This is a genomic window from Bacillus cereus group sp. BfR-BA-01330 (genome assembly GCF_022663885.1).
Lineage (GTDB): Bacteria > Bacillota > Bacilli > Bacillales > Bacillaceae_G > Bacillus_A > Bacillus_A cereus.
Window position 1 is genome coordinate 25,535 of the sequence record NZ_JAKUGK010000004.1, and the last position, 16,568, is coordinate 42,102.

Genomic DNA, 16,568 nt, shown 5'->3' on the forward strand with positions numbered 1-16,568 from the left:
AATGTTTAATAAAGGTGTTTGTTTTATTAATCAGTTAATTAATAAAACAAAATAGTTATTTGGGAGAAAGGGAAAATGAATATGAGATGAATTGAAGCTGTTGAAAAATTACTTGAAGTGATGAAAGAATGCTTTTGGAACGGAACATCTTTAAAGGGTGAAGCTAATGATTTTAATATTGTATCTTGGCTGATTGAAGAAGCGACGCGTAAAACAAAATAAAAATTTCATTTTGTAGCAAAGGGGAATAGATATGTGTACTTATTGGGGAAAAGTAGATAAAGAGTTCTTTAAGAGGCAAGAACCGGAACAAAATAAAAGAGCAGCTAGCAAAAGCTAACTGCTCAATACAAGGAGATACAGAGAAGACTACTTTAAATGAATGTTGGCATACAGCCCACATTCAGTATTGACCGAATATTTATTTTAAATTCAATTTATTTAAAGTAAACATCCCAACAGATAAAATGGTTGCGCCTGCTACAGAACCTAGCCAGTCTCTCCAGCCTAATGTATTTAAAGATACATATGTTAAATCCGTAATTAAGAAGATAGCAAACATTAATACACCAAATGCTAAGTATCCCCAAAATGTTTGCAAATATTTAATCATCTTCTTTCGGAACTTGCTCATATAAATCACCCTTATTAATAATTTATATTTTTATAAATAAATTATTATATATAAAAATATAAAAGTACGAAATATGCAATATTACATATTGGAACTCAACAAAATACTCCATTGATAAGTACATAGATCGAACGGAGGCATCGTTCTTTTCCTAAAATGAAAGGTGACGATAAGAAACATGAGATACGTTTTAAACAAATTGAGCGGACGTTAAAAAATAAAAATTTATAAAGGAAATAGAAAGTATGGTGTTGTATATGTACGATAATAGGAAACTTTTTGCAAACTAAACATATAATTTTAATAGACCGACAGTCGGTCTGGTAGGAAGGAGAACTTGAATGCGAATTGTAAAGGAGTATGAGGAGCGTAGAAAGGAAATTTTAGAAACAGCTGAGCGTTTGTTTCTTACGAAAGGTTATACGAAAACAACCGTGAATGATATTTTAAAAGAAATTGGTATAGCAAAGGGGACGTTTTATCATTATTTTAAGTCGAAGGAGGAAGTAATGGATGAAATCATTATGAGGATTATTAAAGAGGATGTCACTAAGGCGAAAAGGATTGTCTCCAATCCCGATATCCACGTTTTAGATAAGTTATTTAAAATTTTAATGGAACAATCACCAAAATCAGGAGATGTCAAAGAAAAAATGATTGAACAATTCCATCAACCAAATAATGCAGAAATGCATCAGAAAAGTTTAGTGCAATCCATTATACATTTATCTCCTGTATTAACGGAAGTTTTAGAGCAAGGAATAGAAGAAGGCATATTTTATACTCCATACCCACAAGAAACAATTGAATTATTACTCTCTTCAGCACAAGTCATATTTGATGATGGTTTATTTCAGTGGAAACCGGAAGAAATGATGAGAAGAGCTAAGGCTTATATTAAAATGATGGAAGTATCTGTTGGAGCGAAAGAAGGGTCCTTTGATTATATGATCGAGGTTTTAATGAAACAGAAATAGCTTTTTTCTGTTTGGGTGTTATAGACCGGCAGTCGGTCTAGACTAAATGAAGGATGTGATGAGGATGCCAGCAAGTATTCAATCTTCCTTGAAAGATTTTCACTTAATGGTAAGTGGTCAAATTATTACTATTTTAGGTTCAACACTATTACGTTTTGCACTGTCTTTATATGTGCTAGATATAACAGGACGTGCCGATATATTTGCAGGGTTATATGCCATAACGAGTATCCCGTTTTTGTTAGCTCCTCTTGGCGGAGCGATAGCAGATCGTTTCAACCGCCGTAATGTAATGGTCATTTTGGATTTTATAAACGCTGCTATTGTATTAAGCTTTATAGTTTTGTTATTAACTGAATCGGTATCTATTTTATTGATTGGAACAATTATGTTTTTACTAGCAGTCGTTAGTGCAATGTACGCACCAGTTGTTATGGCAAGTATTCCGCAATTAGTTCCAGAGAAAAAGTTAGAACAAGCAAACGGTATCATAAATGGTGTGCAAGCATTATCTAATATAGTTGCACCTGTACTAGGAGGAATATTATATGGCATAATTGGTTTGAAAATGCTCGTCATAATAAGTTGTCTTGCTTTCTTTTTATCTGCAATTTTAGAAATGTTTATTACAATACCTTTTATAAAAAGAGCGCAAGAAAGCCATATCATACCGACAATTATAAAAGATATGAAAGAAGGTTTTCTTTATGTTTTAAAGCAACCTTTTATTTTGAAGGCTATGTTACTTGCAGCTTTACTAAACTTAATTTTGACACCGTTATTTGTTGTTGGAGGACCTATTATATTACGAGTAACTATGCAGAGTAGCGATACGATGTATGGAATTGGAATGGGATTAATTGATTTTGCAACCATATTAGGGGCATTGTCAATCGGTTTCTTTGCTAAAAAGTTACAGATGAAAACATTATATAATTGGATGCTTATCATAGCTTTATTAGTTATACCAGTGGCACTATCAGTTACACCGTTTACTCTTAATTTAGGATACTATCCACCATTTATCCTCTTTATACTTTCTTCTCTTCTAATCGCAATGATTATGACAATTGTATCCATCTATGTGATTACTGTAGTCCAAAAGAAAACACCAAATGAAAATCTAGGAAAAGTAATGGCAATTATAACAGCGGTATCTCAATGTATGGCACCAATTGGGCAAGTCGTATATGGTTTTATGTTTGAAGGATTCAGTACGAAAATTTATTTACCTATATTAGCTATAAGTTTCATAATGATAATAATAGCGGTGGTGACGAAGAAAATATTAAGAAATGAAGGGAACTAGCTTCATATGCTTAGAGTATTAGCGAAACCCAATCCTAATCAATTCTTTGTCTAATATCCAGTAATAAAAACTGACTGCATCAACGTCAACTAATGATTGGAATACTTTATCAAGATTTGTACTTACTACAGGGATTTCATAGTTATCCCATATTATAAAAATCTGTTCGTCAAAATCTAGTTGGTTTGCTCTAATAAGGGAAATTAGTTGTTCTTTGTTCGAAGCTATGAATTGGTTATCTATCTGTTCCCAATCTATTCTTCCCGAGACAGTTATAGGAAATGAATTCATTAAAATAATAGCAATCTGCTGGCTTTTTTCTTGGGAGAAAATGAGAGTTTCGTTTCCTAGGGATTCAAGGCATTCACTAAACAAAGGGTTTGTGTCATTGTTGTTTTTGGTTTTCAGTGCTCTTAACTTTTGTCGCAATTTCCATTGTCTTGACGATCTATCATCCATTTTTAACATTCCTTATACAATTATTTAATAATGAGTATAGCATATAAGGGAAGTCTTTATGAAAAGGAACTTTTTAAATATAAATTAAATAAAAGCGTTATTTGAAAAAAAGCCTTTTAAGGAAAGATAAGAGGCCATCAAAAAATATAACAACATGAAAATTTTATATTATGTATATACAATTTAAAGAGTTAGTGGAAATAATAAAATGTATAAAATTCTTATAAAAAAGCCCTAGGATTAGGGGATCTAGGGCTTCCTCTGTTGGTATATCTCACACGACATTATAAAAAGAAAAGAACTTAATGAAGGTAACACATGAATGTTTCGTAAATGTATCAAAAAAGTGAACAAAAGCGTTATTTTATTAGAAAAGTATGATTGTATGAAATAACATGTATGAAAGAAGAGGCGTTAGCAAAAATATCCCTTAACGAAATCGGCTTTATTTTTCAGCAAAGTAACCTTCTTAAGTGACTCATGTTGTATAGGTAGCAGAGAAAACAGAAAGAGTTCTTTTTATGGAGGACGGAGAAGTTGTTAGTGAAATACAACTAGGCAAGTTTAGGAATGATGATTTAAAAGCGCGAGAAGAGAAATTGTTAAAATGGTTAGCTGTACTCGGATTTTAAAGACAAAAACTCCTATTGAATATAGGAGTTTTTTCTTTGTTTGAAAGTTCGAAAAGATATATAATAATTTTCTGACTATTAATTTATGGAGGGGTATTAATGAAAACTGAAACGTTACACACACAAGAAGACATTTTAAAAATGCTTGATTCATTATTAAGACCTGCAGAACCATTTTGGAATGAGTTTTATGAGAATAGAGAAAAGGATGTTCCGTTTTTTGAAAATGTTCCAGATGAGAATCTAGTTTCGTATATACAAAAAGAGAGAGTTTCAAAAGGGAAGGTATTAGAACTTGGATGTGGTCCAGGTAGAAATGCCATTTATTTAGCGACTCAAGGATTTGATGTAACAGCAGTGGATTTATCTGTAGAAGGCATTAATTGGGCTAAAGAAAGGGCATTGGCAAAAGAGGTAGAAATTCATTTTATTTGTGATTCGATTTTTAATTTAGAGGTTCAAAACGAATTTGATTTTGTATACGATTCGGGTTGTTTGCATCACATTCCACCGCATAGAAGAATAAATTATGTGGATTTAATTAAAAACTCATTAAAATCGGGTGGTTATTTCGGATTAACATGTTTTGCCGCAGGCGATTTAGATGAGCGAAATGGATCAGAAATAACAGATTGGGACGTATATAGAGAATGGAGTCTACAAGGTGGTCTTGCATACTCGGAAGAAAAGTTAAGAGAGATATTTAAAGAATTTGAGGTAATTGAGATTAGAAGGATGAAACAAATAAAACAACCGAAAGAAATGTTTGGAGAATCATTTCTTTGGACAGCATTATTTAAGAAGAAATAAGAAAGTAGATAATTGACAAACTCATCGTTTTTATAGACAATACACTTATAGGAATGTACGTTCGGTTTTTTAGCCGACTTATGTTTTACATAAATATATAACAAGGGGCTGTCTCCATATGAGTAACACAAATCAAAAAATTACTACGTTTTTAATGTTTGAAGGCAAAGCTGAAGAAGCAATGAATTTTTATACGTCGCTATTTGATCAATCGGAAATTGTAAGTATTTCTCGCTACGATGAAAATGGACCTGGTAAAGAGGGAACTGTAATTCATGCAACTTTTACGCTAAATGGCCAAGAGTTTATGTGTATTGATAGTTATGTAAATCATAATTTTACATTCACTCCAGCTATGTCTCTTTATGTAACTTGTGAGACAGAAGAAGAAATTGAAACGGTCTTTCATAAACTAGCGCAGGATGGAGCAATTCTCATGCCTTTAGGTTCTTATCCGTTTAGTAAAAAGTTTGGCTGGTTAAATGATAAGTATGGTGTATCTTGGCAGTTAACTCTTGCTGAATAAAAAAGAAAAAGCATAGCTTATTTGTTTAATGGATTTAGTTAAAAGCTTGAAAAATGAAATAACATAAAAAAGCGTTCCAACTGTCAACAGATTTGGAATGCTTTTTTTGTGTCTTTTTAGAATTTTTAGTAATTATTAGTGTTTATCTGTTAATGTAAATATAGACAACTATGTATGAACTATCAGGCGGGTTAATAGAAAAAGGAAAGCATAAATAGTTAATAAGTTTACACTTAAAATCTAACTAGATCGTTAGGAGGACTAATCGCAATGGATATTACACAACAAAACAGTAATGCATGGGATAAGAAGGTTGAAGAAGGTTCTAGATACACGAAGCCTGTAAGTAGCGAGGTTATTGAGAAAAGCAAATCAGGTGAATGGGAGATTACAGTCACTACGGAAAAATCAGTTCCTAGAGAGTGGTTTCCAAAGTCATTAGATGGATTAAAGATACTTTGCTTAGCATCAGGTGGCGGACAACAAGCACCAGTTCTAGCTGCTGCTGGAGCAGATGTAACAGTTACTGATATATCTAAGAAGCAATTGGAACAAGATGAAAAGGTAGCAAAACGGGATGGTTTGACTTTAAAAACCGTACAAGGAGATATGTCAGACCTTGGTGATTTTGAGGATGAATATTTTGATATTGTTATAAATCCTGTTTCTAATTTGTTTGTAAAAGATGTTCATCTTGTATGGAATGAAGTTTCTAGGGTTTTAAAGAATAAAGGTATTCTTATTGCTGGATTTACAAATCCGTTACTATGGATCTTTGATGATAACCAAGAACAAAAAGGTATTCTTGATGTTAAACATTCAATTCCTTCATCAACATTGGATTATTTACCAGAGGATGAAGTTCAAGATTACATCGATTCAAATCAAACAATAGAATATGCGCATACTTTAGAAGACCAAATTCAAGGCCAAATTGAAGCTGGTTTTGCTATAACAGGTTTTTATGAGGATGATTTTGGTGGGACAAGGATATTAGATAAGCATATTAAAACATTTATTGCGACAAAAGCTATAAAGTTAAAGATGGATTAAGAATTTTTGCTTGTCATACGGGGCGTTAGTCGAAGAATGCTCTTAAAATAGAAAAGGATGGTGCTTTCCATCCTTTTCCTTATGTATTTTGAGTGTCGAAACTATTCTCAAAACAAGTTTTACACTACCAATTGTATAATTAGGTTATGCTTTTATATTAAGAATTTTGCTGACCGAATCTTTTCCCGAGTTTAGCTAACAATTCAGGTTGACCGCTTTGGCTCATTATAACTTCAATAAAGATAAGTTGATTCTTATAAAAAGTTATATTTGTTAAGACTTCTGCTAATTCTGCTTCATTTTCTACTTTAAATGTTAGACTTTTTTCTTCTGACCCAAATACCATTGATAGTTTATTGTAATCCCACATTTGTATATCATTATAAGGTTGATTTTGGCCGTGAATGGCACGTTCAACAGTGTATCCGTTGTTATTGATTAAAAATATAATCGGTTTTAAATTTTGACGTAGTATAGTTGATAACTCTTGGGCAGTTACTTGGAAAGAACCATCACCAATAATTAAAATGTTGCGCCGTGCTAAATTGGCGAGCTGTGTACCAAGTAGAGCGGGCAATGTATATCCGATAGATCCCCATAACGGTTGTCCTACATATGCAGTGTTTTTAGGTAGAGGGATAGCAGCACTACCAAAGAAAGGTGTTCCTTGTTCTACAATTAAGGTGTCGTTTTCTTGTAAGAAATGGTACATTTGCTGCCAAAAACGTTTTTGTGTGACCATTTGTGCTTTTGGATTGAACTCTTCAGTAAAAGGTGATGGTGCTGAAATAAATGGCTTAATTTCAAGAGTATCTTTATTACGATGCGCAATTGAATCACTTAAATGTTGTAAAACATCCTGCATTACAACTGGACCGTATTTTTTATCTATAATTTTCACAGTGTAGGGATGGATTTCTATAACTTGTTCTTTTGTAAAACCTTGTGTGAAGCCGCCTGTAATAGTATCAGTTAACTTCACACCAATACTAATAATACAATCAGATTCATCAATTCTTTTTCTCAAGTACGGAGAACTTACATCACCAGTATAAATCCCTATAAATTGAGGGTGTTTTTCTGGGAATATTCCTTTTCCCATACTTAACGTCGCGATGGGAAACCCAGTTTTTTCTACAAATTGATGTAAATTTTCTTTAGCGTGAAATCGATCTACTTCAAAATCAGCTAAAATTACAGGTTTTTTGGCGTTATTTATTATTGAAGTGGCATGTAGTAGCATTTTATCCAACGCTTCTTTATTACTTAAAATCGGTTTATATAAAATTGGTTCTGTAGGTTTATTAATTGGTTTATTATATACATCAATCGGCAAATTAATATGAACCGGGCGTTTTTCATTCCAACATGCGCGTAAAACACGGTCAATTTCCTCAGCAGCATGCTCAGGTTTTACATTTGTTTGTGCCACAGTGATTTCTCGATACATATTGGAAAAGTGATCGAACTTTCCATCTCCTAACGTATGATGGACGATTGCTCCATTTTCCATTACTTTTGTTGGTGGCGTACCCGTGATTTTTATAACTGGCACGTTTTCCGCATATGAGCCAGCAATACCGTTAATAGCGCTTAATTCTCCAACTCCGAAAGTAGTAATAAGAGCAGCGATTCCTTTTATGCGAGCGTACCCATCTGCTGCATATGCAGCATTTAATTCGTTACAATTGCCAATCCACTTTAAATTTTCATGTGCTACCACATCATCTAAAAAGGCAAGATTATAATCACCAGGAACCCCAAATATATGTTCAATTCCTAATTCATGTAGTCTATCCAATAAATATGTACTTACAGTATATTGTTTTTTCAAATGAATCATCTCCTAATTATGCAATGAATGTTTCAATAGACTAAATAAGTTCTAATGCGTTGATTAAAATATTCATTACTAGATTGTGGTATAATTTACATACAGGGGGAAAGTAGATGACACAACATAAAGAAGAACAGATGAATGAGGCATTAGCATTATTTTATTTTGCATATAAAACATTTACTGAAAAGCCAGATGAAATTATAAAAGAATATGGCATTCAACGAGTACATCATCGAATTTTATTTTTTATCGCACGTTTTCCAGGGATAAGTGTAAATGAGTTATTATCACTATTAGAAATAAGTAAACAAGCTCTCCACGGACCGCTACGTCAACTTGTGGAAAAGGGCTTAATTGAGAGTAATGAAGCTATGCATGATCGACGTGTGAAACAGTTGTCTTTAACAGAAAAAGGTACAGATTTAGAGAAAAAACTGAGTGATGTACAAAGACAACAAATGGGTGCTATTTTTTCAAAATTTGGTGAATCATGTGAGGACAATTGGCACCAAGTTATGAATGAAATGGCAAATAGCCGATCAGGTTTTGATGCTTGGATAACGAAACGTGAACTACCAGTCGATCAAAAATAATGAAAAAACTTCTGTTTTTATCGTTTGAAAAAGAACAAATTTTATCCATACATTTGGCAACTATGATTTGGTCATAGAGTGAATGGATAAAAAGATACATTACTAGATACTTTATACGTGTACGCAATGGAACAATAAAATTCACATTTCCGAAAGGGGAATTATAATGATAAAACTTGTACTTATTCGTCACGGACAAAGCTTATGGAATCTTGAAAATCGCTTTACTGGATGGACAGATGTTGATCTATCAGAGAATGGATTAAGTGAAGCGAGAGAAGCAGGAGCAATATTAAAGAAAAACGGATATACTTTTGATGTGGCTTATACATCTGTATTAAAGCGCGCAATTCGGACGTTATGGATTGTACTTCATGAGATGGATCTTACTTGGGTCCCAATACATAAATCTTGGAAGCTAAATGAAAGACATTATGGTGCATTGCAAGGGCTGAATAAAGATGAAACTGCACAAAAATATGGTGAGGAGCAAGTTCATATTTGGAGAAGAAGTGTTGATGTAAGACCACCGGCTCTTACTGAAGACGATCCTCGATATGAAGCGAATGATCCAAGATATAAAACACTCAAAAAAGGTGAATTTCCATTAACTGAATGTTTAGAGGATACGGAGAAGAGAGTACTTACTTATTGGCATTCAGAAATTGCGCCGACATTAAAAAGTGGTAATAAAGTAATTATTTCATCACACGGTAACACAATTCGCTCGCTAGTAAAATATTTAGACAACCTTTCAAGTGATGGTGTAGTTTCATTAAATATTCCCACTAGCATTCCGCTTGTTTATGAATTAGACGAAAACTTACGTCCGATTCGTCATTATTATTTAAGTATGGATGGAGAAGTACCTGAAGGGGAAATTCCGAAACATATTTCTTTTTAATACGAAAATTTGAAATGAATGCTTGTCTACATATACAATATAGACTCATGGCAAAGTAAAACTTTAATCAGTGGGGGTCTTACTGCCCACAAATAGCAGGATAAAAGACGTGGTACCTTCTAATATATATGCGATGTAGCTAATTTTAGAAGCTTGTCCACGTCTTTTGTCATAAAGAGAGCAACTTGCGCATGTAATGATATCGTGAGTAGTTTTTGAATGGAGGGTGATGTGATTAATGATCTCTAACATTCGAATTGGCTTATTTGTTTTAGCGATTGTCTTTGTAGTCCTTGTTTTCTTTTTTTGGAAAAATGAGGAGTTGTACGAGGAGAAAAAGCAACGTATTAGAAAGACTTGGTATGGTTTGTTTATCATATCTGTCACTGTGTATTTCATGATAAAAGGAATCGATTTAACCCTCTGGAAAAATCTTTTAATGTTTACTGCGATGGTTATTTTTGTTGATATTGCGTTCATTTTAACACCTAATATTTCAGAAATATGGGGTGCGAAATTTAGTGATATTGGCAAGACAGTTCAATCGATAAAACGATCATTAATTGCATCTAAAGCGAGAGGAGAAATATACACGACAATTATTCAAAATGTTAATCCATCAGTATTCGGTACGATGGAATGGCATACGGAAGAGGAATATACAAAGAGCTTAAATGCATTTTTAGATTCATATGGGGAAAAGATTGGCGCGAAAATTGTTGTTTTTGAAGCCGCGAAAGAGTTAAATACAAACTTTCGTGGTATTCGCTCGCAATTTAGTATTATCGTTCCGTTAGAACATATCGAGCAATTGAATGAGCAGAAAGCGGTGCAAGTAGAAAATGTCGGGATTATACCAGCAAAAATAGTAAGTGACGTTTTCATTGTTATTGATGGAAAGAAAAATAACCTGCAAGATCGGGATTTTGAAAATGTATATAATTTAACAATACATCATAGTTATTTTAGTAAATAAGGACAGAATCTTTTTCTGTCCTTTTCTTCTATACATAAATTAAAAACAAAATCCGACAAAGTTGAATAAAATTGGACAATCATTCCTACACTAGCATGTAGAGGTGATTGTAGTGGTAAAAGATTATGACAATGATTTTTTTAAAGAAGATAACGAAGATACAACAGATTTCTCTTTAATAAAAGGGGATACGTTGCAGCAAGTAGAAGAATTAGAAGAAGAATTAAAAAGAAAATCATAAGTGTACACTCTTTCTACATTTGCTATATAATATAAATAAAAGGTTGTATCTTTTTGAAAAGGGGGAGAAGAGATGGCTGAAGTCAATGTGCAAAAGTCTTCGTTTTTTAAAGAAAAAAAAGAAGAATCAAATACAGATTTCTCTCTTGTGAAAGGTGCATTAACGGAGAATATAAATCGGTTAGAGAAACTGATGAATAATAGTAGTTCAAAATATATACAGGTGAAAAGAACAAAAGAAAATGCATAGAGCATTTTCTTTTTTTTTATTTAATAGTAAACTTTTCTCTTATTTTTTCAGGCAAATCTGCTTTCTGAATCTCTTCATAGGACTTTACTTCAATTGATGATATTTCATTTTTATTATTATCATCTTGATCTACATAAAGGCGTAAAAACGCGTCTGCATTTAATTTATGATTGTTTTCTTTTTTTGTACTTCTAAATGTAATTTGTTTTTTGACGCCATCTTCATCATATGCGGGAAGCGTATAGTTTCGTAAGTTTCTACCATCTACCTTTTCGATAGTTCCTTCGCCTTTTATCTGCATGTAATATACATCTTTACCAATTCTATTTAGTGACGCTCTCTCACAGCCAATAGTAAAACTAGAAAATAATAAACATAGTGTAATAATTGCTAAAAACTTTTTCATTTTCTTTATCTCCTTTAATGTGTTTCTTTAAAAAGTATACGGCTATTATTAAATGAGAAAAATCGATATAGATTACAATGCTCTTACAATGTTGTAAGAGTGTTTTACATAAAATGAACAATAAAAGTTAAAAGAAAGGTAAAATAATGAATCATGGTATAATGATAAAAGACTTACATACTATTTTTTCATTTTGAAAGGAGCTTGAAAAATGTATTCTACTTTAGAACAATTAACAAAGCACCCTGTATTTTATCATTTTGCAGAAATTTCAAAGATTCCTAGAGGATCAGGTAATGAAAAGGAAATTAGTGATTATTTAGTGGGCTTTGCAAAAGAGCGTAACTTAGAAGTCATTCAAGATGAAGCATTAAATGTCATTATTAAAAAAGAAGCAACAGCTGGTTATGAAAATGTACCAGCTATTATTATTCAAGGTCATATGGATATGGTTTGCGAAAAAAATCAAGCAACAGTACATGATTTTGAAAAAGATCCAATTGAATTAAGAATCATTGGGGATATGTTATATGCAAATCAAACAACTTTAGGTGCTGATAATGGTATTGCAGTTGCGTATGCATTAGCTTTATTAGATTCAAAAGAAATTACGCATCCAGCACTTGAAGTCGTTATCACTACTGAAGAAGAAACGACAATGGGCGGGGCTTTTGCTATTGATCCAAATCATTTTGAAGGAAAGATATTTATAAATATTGATTCTGAAGAAGATCATAAATTACTTGTAAGTAGTGCAGGTGGTGCGAAAGCTGTTGAAACAATTCCCGTAATTTGGGATGAAACGCCAGCGAATATGGATGCATACCGTCTATATGTTGGTGGTCTAAAAGGCGGACATTCTGGTATGGAAATTGATAAACAACGCGGTAATGCGAACAAAGTATTAGGACGAGTATTACGTGATTTATCAGCACATACGGAGTTTAACATAAGTGAAGTTCACGGCGGATTAAAAACGAATGCAATTCCGCGTGAAAGTGTAGCTACAATTTTAATTCGTACAGAAGATGTAGGACAAGTAGAAGAAAAACTAGAATCATGGACACGTGTATTACAAGAAGAAATGCGTGCTGTTGATCCAGATGTTCATGTTACACTGACAAAGTTGGATGAAAAAGTTGAAAAAGTATTTGCTAAAGAGACACAAAAGCAGCTTATTTCATCATTATTCTTAATTCCAAATGGCATTCAAAGTATGAGCATGGATATTAAAGGTCTTGTAGAAAGCTCAACAAATTTAGGCGTTATTGAAACGTTGCAAGATGAAATTAAATTACGTAACGAAGTGCGAAGTTCTGTAAGTAGTTTAAAACAACATGTTGCAGAAGAAATCAAATATATTGCTGAATTAGTTGGTGCTACATTTGAAATAGAGTCAGAGTATCCAGAATGGCCATACAATCCAAACTCACAAATTCGTAATTTATTTGAAAAAGTGCATCAAGAAAAATACAATAAAGAAATTGAAATCTTCGCTGTGCATGCGGGGATTGAGTGTAGCGCATTCGTTCAAAAAATGCCTGAATTAGATGCAATTTCATTCGGACCAGACATTTTTAACGTCCACACTCCAGATGAACATATCAGTATCTCTTCTGTAGTGAATAACTGGGGATTCTTCATTGATGTAATGAAGGGTACAAAAGAATTAGCTAAGTAATAACGACGAAATAAAAAGGATCCTATAAAAATTTATAGGATCCTTTTTTGTATTGGAATTTATCCCGCTATTTGCCAGGCAGCCCGATTGGTTTAACTAACAATCAGTGGGGGGTGAATAAAACCACTACTGATCAAAGTTTCACTTTATGAGAAGTCATTTTTCGTTAGTATGTAATATTAAGCTTGAACAATTAATAAGGATGAATTGTTGATGTTTTTTAGTACTGATGAAGGGGTGGAGAAATGAAGGGAAGAAAGCATTTTATTGTTTGTATGTTTTTATTGTTCTTCACATTTAGTTTTATTGGTGTTCAGAAAATAATAGCAGAGGAAGTTGAATTTACAGGAACAACAGCTCCATTGAATGTAAATGTTAGAGAGGCAAAAAGTTTGAATGCAAATATTGTAGATGTGATTCCCGGAAATACAAAAGTATCTTTTAAAGGATGGGAGTATGGTGAAGCGGTTAAAGATTACTGGACAGGAAATTTAGATAATCGTTGGTTTTATTATTTTAAAGATGGAAAAAAAGTATATGTAACGTCAGCGTATATTAATGGAAATCCTCCAAATACATCAATAGATCGTAAATTATCTGTACCTAACATATTACAAGAAAGATCAAATTGGTGTTGGGCAGGCACTTCGGTTTCAGTTTTAAATTATTTTGGGAAAACTCCTTCACAAGATCAGTACGTTAGGTATGTTAAGGGTGGATCATATAATAATCCTGCAACTTCACGTGAAATACAATATGGATTATCGGGATATGGTGTTAGCTCAGCTATAAGTTCTGGAGCAAAATCGTATGATTGGTTCAAAAGTCAAATTAATAGTAATCAGCCGATGATTGCACTCATTATGTGGCAAAATGGAGCTAACATCGGACACTTTCTAGTACTTGATGGATTTTATAAAGGGACAAATGGAACAGATTATATAACGTACATGGACCCTTGGTATGGTGATCATTATAATCATAATTTCAGTACGTTCCATAACAATAATAATTTTTGGTGGAGTGAAACTGTTTATAATATCCATGCAAACTAATAATATTAAAAGCGGGGGTTCATAAATGGGAAAACTACTTAAGCTTGTGATACCGTGCATGTGTTTAATGACAGTTATTATTTTCGCTAGTAAAATTAGTTATGCATCAAAAAATAAAAGTGAATCGGTACAATCGATCGCATTAAAAGATTATCAATATAGTAAGGGAAGTTCTTCTGAAAATTTAAGCTTTGAAAAAATAACAACATCTCCATTTTCATTACCAATCTATGAAACAATTCCAGCACAGCAAATTTTAAATAGCTCTGAATTTAAGCATTTACTATTACCAACAAATGAAAAGTTGTGGTTTATTATGAAGGGTGAGCAGCCAGAAGGAATGATTGTTGCGAATGATATTGAACCGATTCGAACGGGCGGAGAAAATAGAAGTAAAGATTTATACGGATTATATACAGCAATAAAGAATAATACAAATGAAACAAAAGATATTAGTTATTTCGAATTTGAAGGGCAAGGAATATTGGTAGTAAATCAAAATAATGATCAAGAAATATACCTTAGTAAAGGTGCCGCTGCCATATTAAAACTTCCTGCTGGTCAAAAAGTATTGAGCATTGAAGTAATACAGAAAATGAAAGAGAGAATTGTAACTGCTTTTGAATAGTTAAATATAAACTGAATAAACAAATTAATAAATAAATGAATATGTATTTAATATGAAATTTCATGTACTGTATTATTTTCGAAAATAATACAGTACATAGTATAAAAAGGATAACAAAAGAAAAGAGTGTAAGATTTTATGAAAAAATGATGATTATAGTAGAAATAGTTGATTCTTACTTGTTTTGTATAAAGTTCGATTCAAATTACACTTCACATTTAAAATATTTAAATAATTCAAACGGAAAAGCTTGACCTTCACACTATGTAAAGGTTTACAGTAAGACAGAAAAGGAGGTTAAGAAATGAAAAAAATAACGAATTTGTGTATGAGTGCTATACTAACCACATCTATTTTCAGTGGTTATGCTCTAGGGAAGGGGATTGAGAAAGTTCAGGCGAAGGAAATTGAAAAAACGCAAAGAAAAGATATGAAGAAAGTAGAGGTGCGAAAACAAGTAGGAAAGTATACAATGCCAGATGAAAAAAACAAACATGAAGGAACATGGCTACAATGGCCTCATGAATTTACATATGGGCAAAAATATCAGCAAGAAGTAGAGCCAATTTGGATTCAAATGACAAATGCTTTAAGTAAAGGCGAAAAAGTTCATATTGTTGCATATGATCAAGAAGAAAAAGAAAGAATTACTGAGGTTTTAATAGATCACGGGGTAAATATGGGGAAAATTGATTTCTTTATCGCACCTACTGACGATGTATGGGCGAGAGATACTGGACCAATTTTTGTTTATGATAATAACAAAAATCTAAAGATATTAGACCCAGGATTTAACGGATGGGGAAAGAAAACACCATATAAGAAAGATGCTCGTCTTCGTGAGAATCTTAGTAAACAGTTAGGAATTGAAAGAATTGATTGGAATAAATTTGTTCTTGAAGGTGGCGCATTTGAATTAGATGGTAATGGAACTGCTTTACTAACTAGAAGTGCTGTGACGAATAAAAATAGAAATGCAAAATTGTCAGAAAAAGATATTGAAAAATATATTAGTGACCTTGGGGTAACAAATTTTATTTGGTTAGATGGAGTACCTAACTTAGATATTACTGATTTTCATATTGATGGATTTGCAAAATTCCACGATAAATCTACTATTATAACATTAAACAAAAAAGATTTAGCTGAATGGGGAACGTCTGAAAAAGATATTAACAAGTTGTTGCAGGCAAAAGATGCTGAGGGGAATAAGTACAAGTATGTATATCTGCCGCTAAGCAAGAATAATGTTACATTAGAAAATGGGAAGCAGCTTGATTATAAAGGTTCATATATTAATTATTATATAGCGAATCAAGTTATCTTAGTTCCTAACTATAATGATCCTAATGATAAAATAGCAAATGAGATGATTCAAAAACTTTATCCTGATCGTAAAGTTGTGGGAATTGATGTAAGAGAGCTTTATAAAAATGGTGGTATGATCCATTGTATTACTCAACAACAACCAATTAATTTAAAATAATATATTTATAGTGTTTAGAGAAGTTTTCTATTTCTTATGAGAACCTGTTTATCCATAGGATAGGTAAAGATGCGATGGCATTTTTACCTATTTTATTGTATTTTTTATC

The 16,568-nt window shown here is 32.5% G+C and carries 18 protein-coding genes and 1 pseudogene; 15 read left to right on the forward strand and 4 right to left on the reverse strand.

The window, feature by feature from the left end; translation table 11 throughout:
• Window positions 1–421 precede the first annotated feature (421 nt).
• Window positions 422–634 (reverse strand): hypothetical protein, encoded by a 213-nt coding sequence (locus MR112_RS12245; protein WP_102956694.1) that lies wholly within the window; start codon window positions 632–634, stop codon window positions 422–424.
• A gap of 341 nt (window positions 635–975) precedes the next feature.
• Between MR112_RS12245 and MR112_RS12250 the strand changes: the two genes are divergently transcribed.
• Together MR112_RS12250 and MR112_RS12255 are read left to right on the forward strand one after the other, a co-directional pair.
• Window positions 976–1,611: a TetR/AcrR family transcriptional regulator gene (locus MR112_RS12250; RefSeq protein WP_001223578.1), complete on the forward strand. Its 636-nt coding sequence runs from the start codon at window positions 976–978 to the stop codon at window positions 1,609–1,611.
• Window positions 1,612–1,675: 64 nt separating this feature from the next.
• Window positions 1,676–2,920, forward strand: a complete 1,245-nt coding sequence (locus tag MR112_RS12255; protein WP_017658000.1) for an MFS transporter — start codon at window positions 1,676–1,678, stop codon at window positions 2,918–2,920.
• An 18-nt stretch (window positions 2,921–2,938) separates the two neighbouring features.
• Here MR112_RS12255 and MR112_RS12260 read toward each other — a convergent pair whose 3' ends face one another.
• Window positions 2,939–3,379, reverse strand: coding sequence for a CDI toxin immunity protein (locus tag MR112_RS12260; RefSeq protein WP_140158291.1), 441 nt, complete (start codon window positions 3,377–3,379; stop codon window positions 2,939–2,941).
• Window positions 3,380–3,870: 491 nt separating this feature from the next.
• Between MR112_RS12260 and MR112_RS28895 the strand changes: the two are divergent.
• From MR112_RS28895 to MR112_RS12280, 4 genes and pseudogenes are all read left to right on the forward strand, one after another.
• A pseudogene (locus tag MR112_RS28895) lies at window positions 3,871–4,011 on the forward strand (ABC transporter ATP-binding protein); the annotation flags it as partial.
• Between the two features lie 99 nt (window positions 4,012–4,110).
• Window positions 4,111–4,821, forward strand: a complete 711-nt coding sequence (locus tag MR112_RS12270) for a class I SAM-dependent methyltransferase (protein WP_086404184.1) — start codon at window positions 4,111–4,113, stop codon at window positions 4,819–4,821.
• A gap of 118 nt (window positions 4,822–4,939) precedes the next feature.
• Window positions 4,940–5,347, forward strand: a complete 408-nt coding sequence (locus tag MR112_RS12275) for a VOC family protein (protein WP_000072495.1) — start codon at window positions 4,940–4,942, stop codon at window positions 5,345–5,347.
• Window positions 5,348–5,617: 270 nt separating this feature from the next.
• Complete coding sequence (locus tag MR112_RS12280; RefSeq protein WP_086404183.1) at window positions 5,618–6,400, forward strand: class I SAM-dependent methyltransferase; 783 nt, start codon at window positions 5,618–5,620, stop codon at window positions 6,398–6,400.
• A gap of 157 nt (window positions 6,401–6,557) precedes the next feature.
• On the opposite strand, the gene MR112_RS12285 is transcribed toward MR112_RS12280, so the two are convergent.
• Window positions 6,558–8,243 (reverse strand): alpha-keto acid decarboxylase family protein, encoded by a 1,686-nt coding sequence (locus MR112_RS12285; RefSeq protein ID WP_242245001.1) that lies wholly within the window; start codon window positions 8,241–8,243, stop codon window positions 6,558–6,560.
• Window positions 8,244–8,350: 107 nt separating this feature from the next.
• On the opposite strand from MR112_RS12285, the gene MR112_RS12290 reads away from it, so the two are divergent.
• The 5 genes from MR112_RS12290 (at window position 8,351) to spoIISB (ending at window position 11,203) form a co-directional block, all read left to right on the forward strand.
• Complete coding sequence (locus tag MR112_RS12290) at window positions 8,351–8,833, forward strand: MarR family winged helix-turn-helix transcriptional regulator (protein ID WP_000191889.1); 483 nt, start codon at window positions 8,351–8,353, stop codon at window positions 8,831–8,833.
• Between the two features lie 166 nt (window positions 8,834–8,999).
• On the forward strand, window positions 9,000–9,737 hold the full coding sequence (gene gpmA / locus MR112_RS12295; protein WP_053564492.1) for a 2,3-diphosphoglycerate-dependent phosphoglycerate mutase: 738 nt from the start codon (window positions 9,000–9,002) through the stop codon (window positions 9,735–9,737).
• A gap of 238 nt (window positions 9,738–9,975) precedes the next feature.
• Window positions 9,976–10,713 carry a type II toxin-antitoxin system SpoIISA family toxin gene (locus MR112_RS12300; RefSeq protein ID WP_053564491.1) on the forward strand — a complete coding sequence of 246 codons (738 nt, stop codon included), beginning with the start codon at window positions 9,976–9,978 and terminating at the stop codon, window positions 10,711–10,713.
• Between the two features lie 112 nt (window positions 10,714–10,825).
• Window positions 10,826–10,954 carry a hypothetical protein gene (locus MR112_RS12305; RefSeq protein WP_000237818.1) on the forward strand — a complete coding sequence of 43 codons (129 nt, stop codon included), beginning with the start codon at window positions 10,826–10,828 and terminating at the stop codon, window positions 10,952–10,954.
• 72 nt (window positions 10,955–11,026) lie between these two features.
• Complete coding sequence (gene spoIISB / locus MR112_RS12310; protein WP_000852629.1) at window positions 11,027–11,203, forward strand: stage II sporulation protein SB; 177 nt, start codon at window positions 11,027–11,029, stop codon at window positions 11,201–11,203.
• Window positions 11,204–11,219: 16 nt separating this feature from the next.
• On the opposite strand, the gene MR112_RS12315 is transcribed toward spoIISB, so the two are convergent.
• Window positions 11,220–11,609, reverse strand: coding sequence for a YxeA family protein (locus tag MR112_RS12315; protein ID WP_000713869.1), 390 nt, complete (start codon window positions 11,607–11,609; stop codon window positions 11,220–11,222).
• A 211-nt stretch (window positions 11,610–11,820) separates the two neighbouring features.
• Between MR112_RS12315 and pepD the strand changes: the two genes are divergently transcribed.
• From pepD to MR112_RS12335, 4 genes are all read left to right on the forward strand, one after another.
• Window positions 11,821–13,290: a beta-Ala-His dipeptidase gene (pepD, locus tag MR112_RS12320; protein ID WP_000287547.1), complete on the forward strand. Its 1,470-nt coding sequence runs from the start codon at window positions 11,821–11,823 to the stop codon at window positions 13,288–13,290.
• Window positions 13,291–13,535: 245 nt separating this feature from the next.
• A complete protein-coding gene (locus MR112_RS12325) occupies window positions 13,536–14,345 on the forward strand; it encodes a papain-like cysteine protease family protein (protein WP_086404181.1) in 810 nt (269 codons plus the stop codon).
• 25 nt (window positions 14,346–14,370) lie between these two features.
• Entirely contained in the window at window positions 14,371–14,973 is a 603-nt protein-coding gene (locus MR112_RS12330; protein WP_086404180.1) for a hypothetical protein, read from the forward strand.
• Between the two features lie 304 nt (window positions 14,974–15,277).
• Entirely contained in the window at window positions 15,278–16,459 is a 1,182-nt protein-coding gene (locus MR112_RS12335) for an agmatine deiminase family protein (protein WP_048656313.1), read from the forward strand.
• Window positions 16,460–16,568 lie beyond the last annotated feature (109 nt).

What these genes read in the sequence shown, in the direction of transcription:
- MR112_RS12335 (WP_048656313.1), top strand. Translation starts at nt 15,278, where the DNA reads ATGAAAAAAATAACGAATTTGTGTATGAGTGCTATACTAACCACATCT.
- MR112_RS12270 (WP_086404184.1), top strand. Translation starts at nt 4,111, where the DNA reads ATGAAAACTGAAACGTTACACACACAAGAAGACATTTTAAAAATGCTT.
- MR112_RS12315 (WP_000713869.1), bottom strand. Translation starts at nt 11,609, where the DNA reads ATGAAAAAGTTTTTAGCAATTATTACACTATGTTTATTATTTTCTAGT.
- MR112_RS12250 (WP_001223578.1), top strand. Translation starts at nt 976, where the DNA reads ATGCGAATTGTAAAGGAGTATGAGGAGCGTAGAAAGGAAATTTTAGAA.
- MR112_RS12260 (WP_140158291.1), bottom strand. Translation starts at nt 3,379, where the DNA reads ATGGATGATAGATCGTCAAGACAATGGAAATTGCGACAAAAGTTAAGA.
- MR112_RS12325 (WP_086404181.1), top strand. Translation starts at nt 13,536, where the DNA reads ATGAAGGGAAGAAAGCATTTTATTGTTTGTATGTTTTTATTGTTCTTC.
- MR112_RS12285 (WP_242245001.1), bottom strand. Translation starts at nt 8,243, where the DNA reads ATGATTCATTTGAAAAAACAATATACTGTAAGTACATATTTATTGGAT.
- MR112_RS12280 (WP_086404183.1), top strand. Translation starts at nt 5,618, where the DNA reads ATGGATATTACACAACAAAACAGTAATGCATGGGATAAGAAGGTTGAA.
- MR112_RS12300 (WP_053564491.1), top strand. Translation starts at nt 9,976, where the DNA reads ATGATCTCTAACATTCGAATTGGCTTATTTGTTTTAGCGATTGTCTTT.
- gpmA (WP_053564492.1), top strand. Translation starts at nt 9,000, where the DNA reads ATGATAAAACTTGTACTTATTCGTCACGGACAAAGCTTATGGAATCTT.
- MR112_RS12275 (WP_000072495.1), top strand. Translation starts at nt 4,940, where the DNA reads ATGAGTAACACAAATCAAAAAATTACTACGTTTTTAATGTTTGAAGGC.
- pepD (WP_000287547.1), top strand. Translation starts at nt 11,821, where the DNA reads ATGTATTCTACTTTAGAACAATTAACAAAGCACCCTGTATTTTATCAT.
- MR112_RS12255 (WP_017658000.1), top strand. Translation starts at nt 1,676, where the DNA reads ATGCCAGCAAGTATTCAATCTTCCTTGAAAGATTTTCACTTAATGGTA.
- MR112_RS12290 (WP_000191889.1), top strand. Translation starts at nt 8,351, where the DNA reads ATGACACAACATAAAGAAGAACAGATGAATGAGGCATTAGCATTATTT.
- spoIISB (WP_000852629.1), top strand. Translation starts at nt 11,027, where the DNA reads ATGGCTGAAGTCAATGTGCAAAAGTCTTCGTTTTTTAAAGAAAAAAAA.
- MR112_RS12245 (WP_102956694.1), bottom strand. Translation starts at nt 634, where the DNA reads ATGAGCAAGTTCCGAAAGAAGATGATTAAATATTTGCAAACATTTTGG.
- MR112_RS12330 (WP_086404180.1), top strand. Translation starts at nt 14,371, where the DNA reads ATGGGAAAACTACTTAAGCTTGTGATACCGTGCATGTGTTTAATGACA.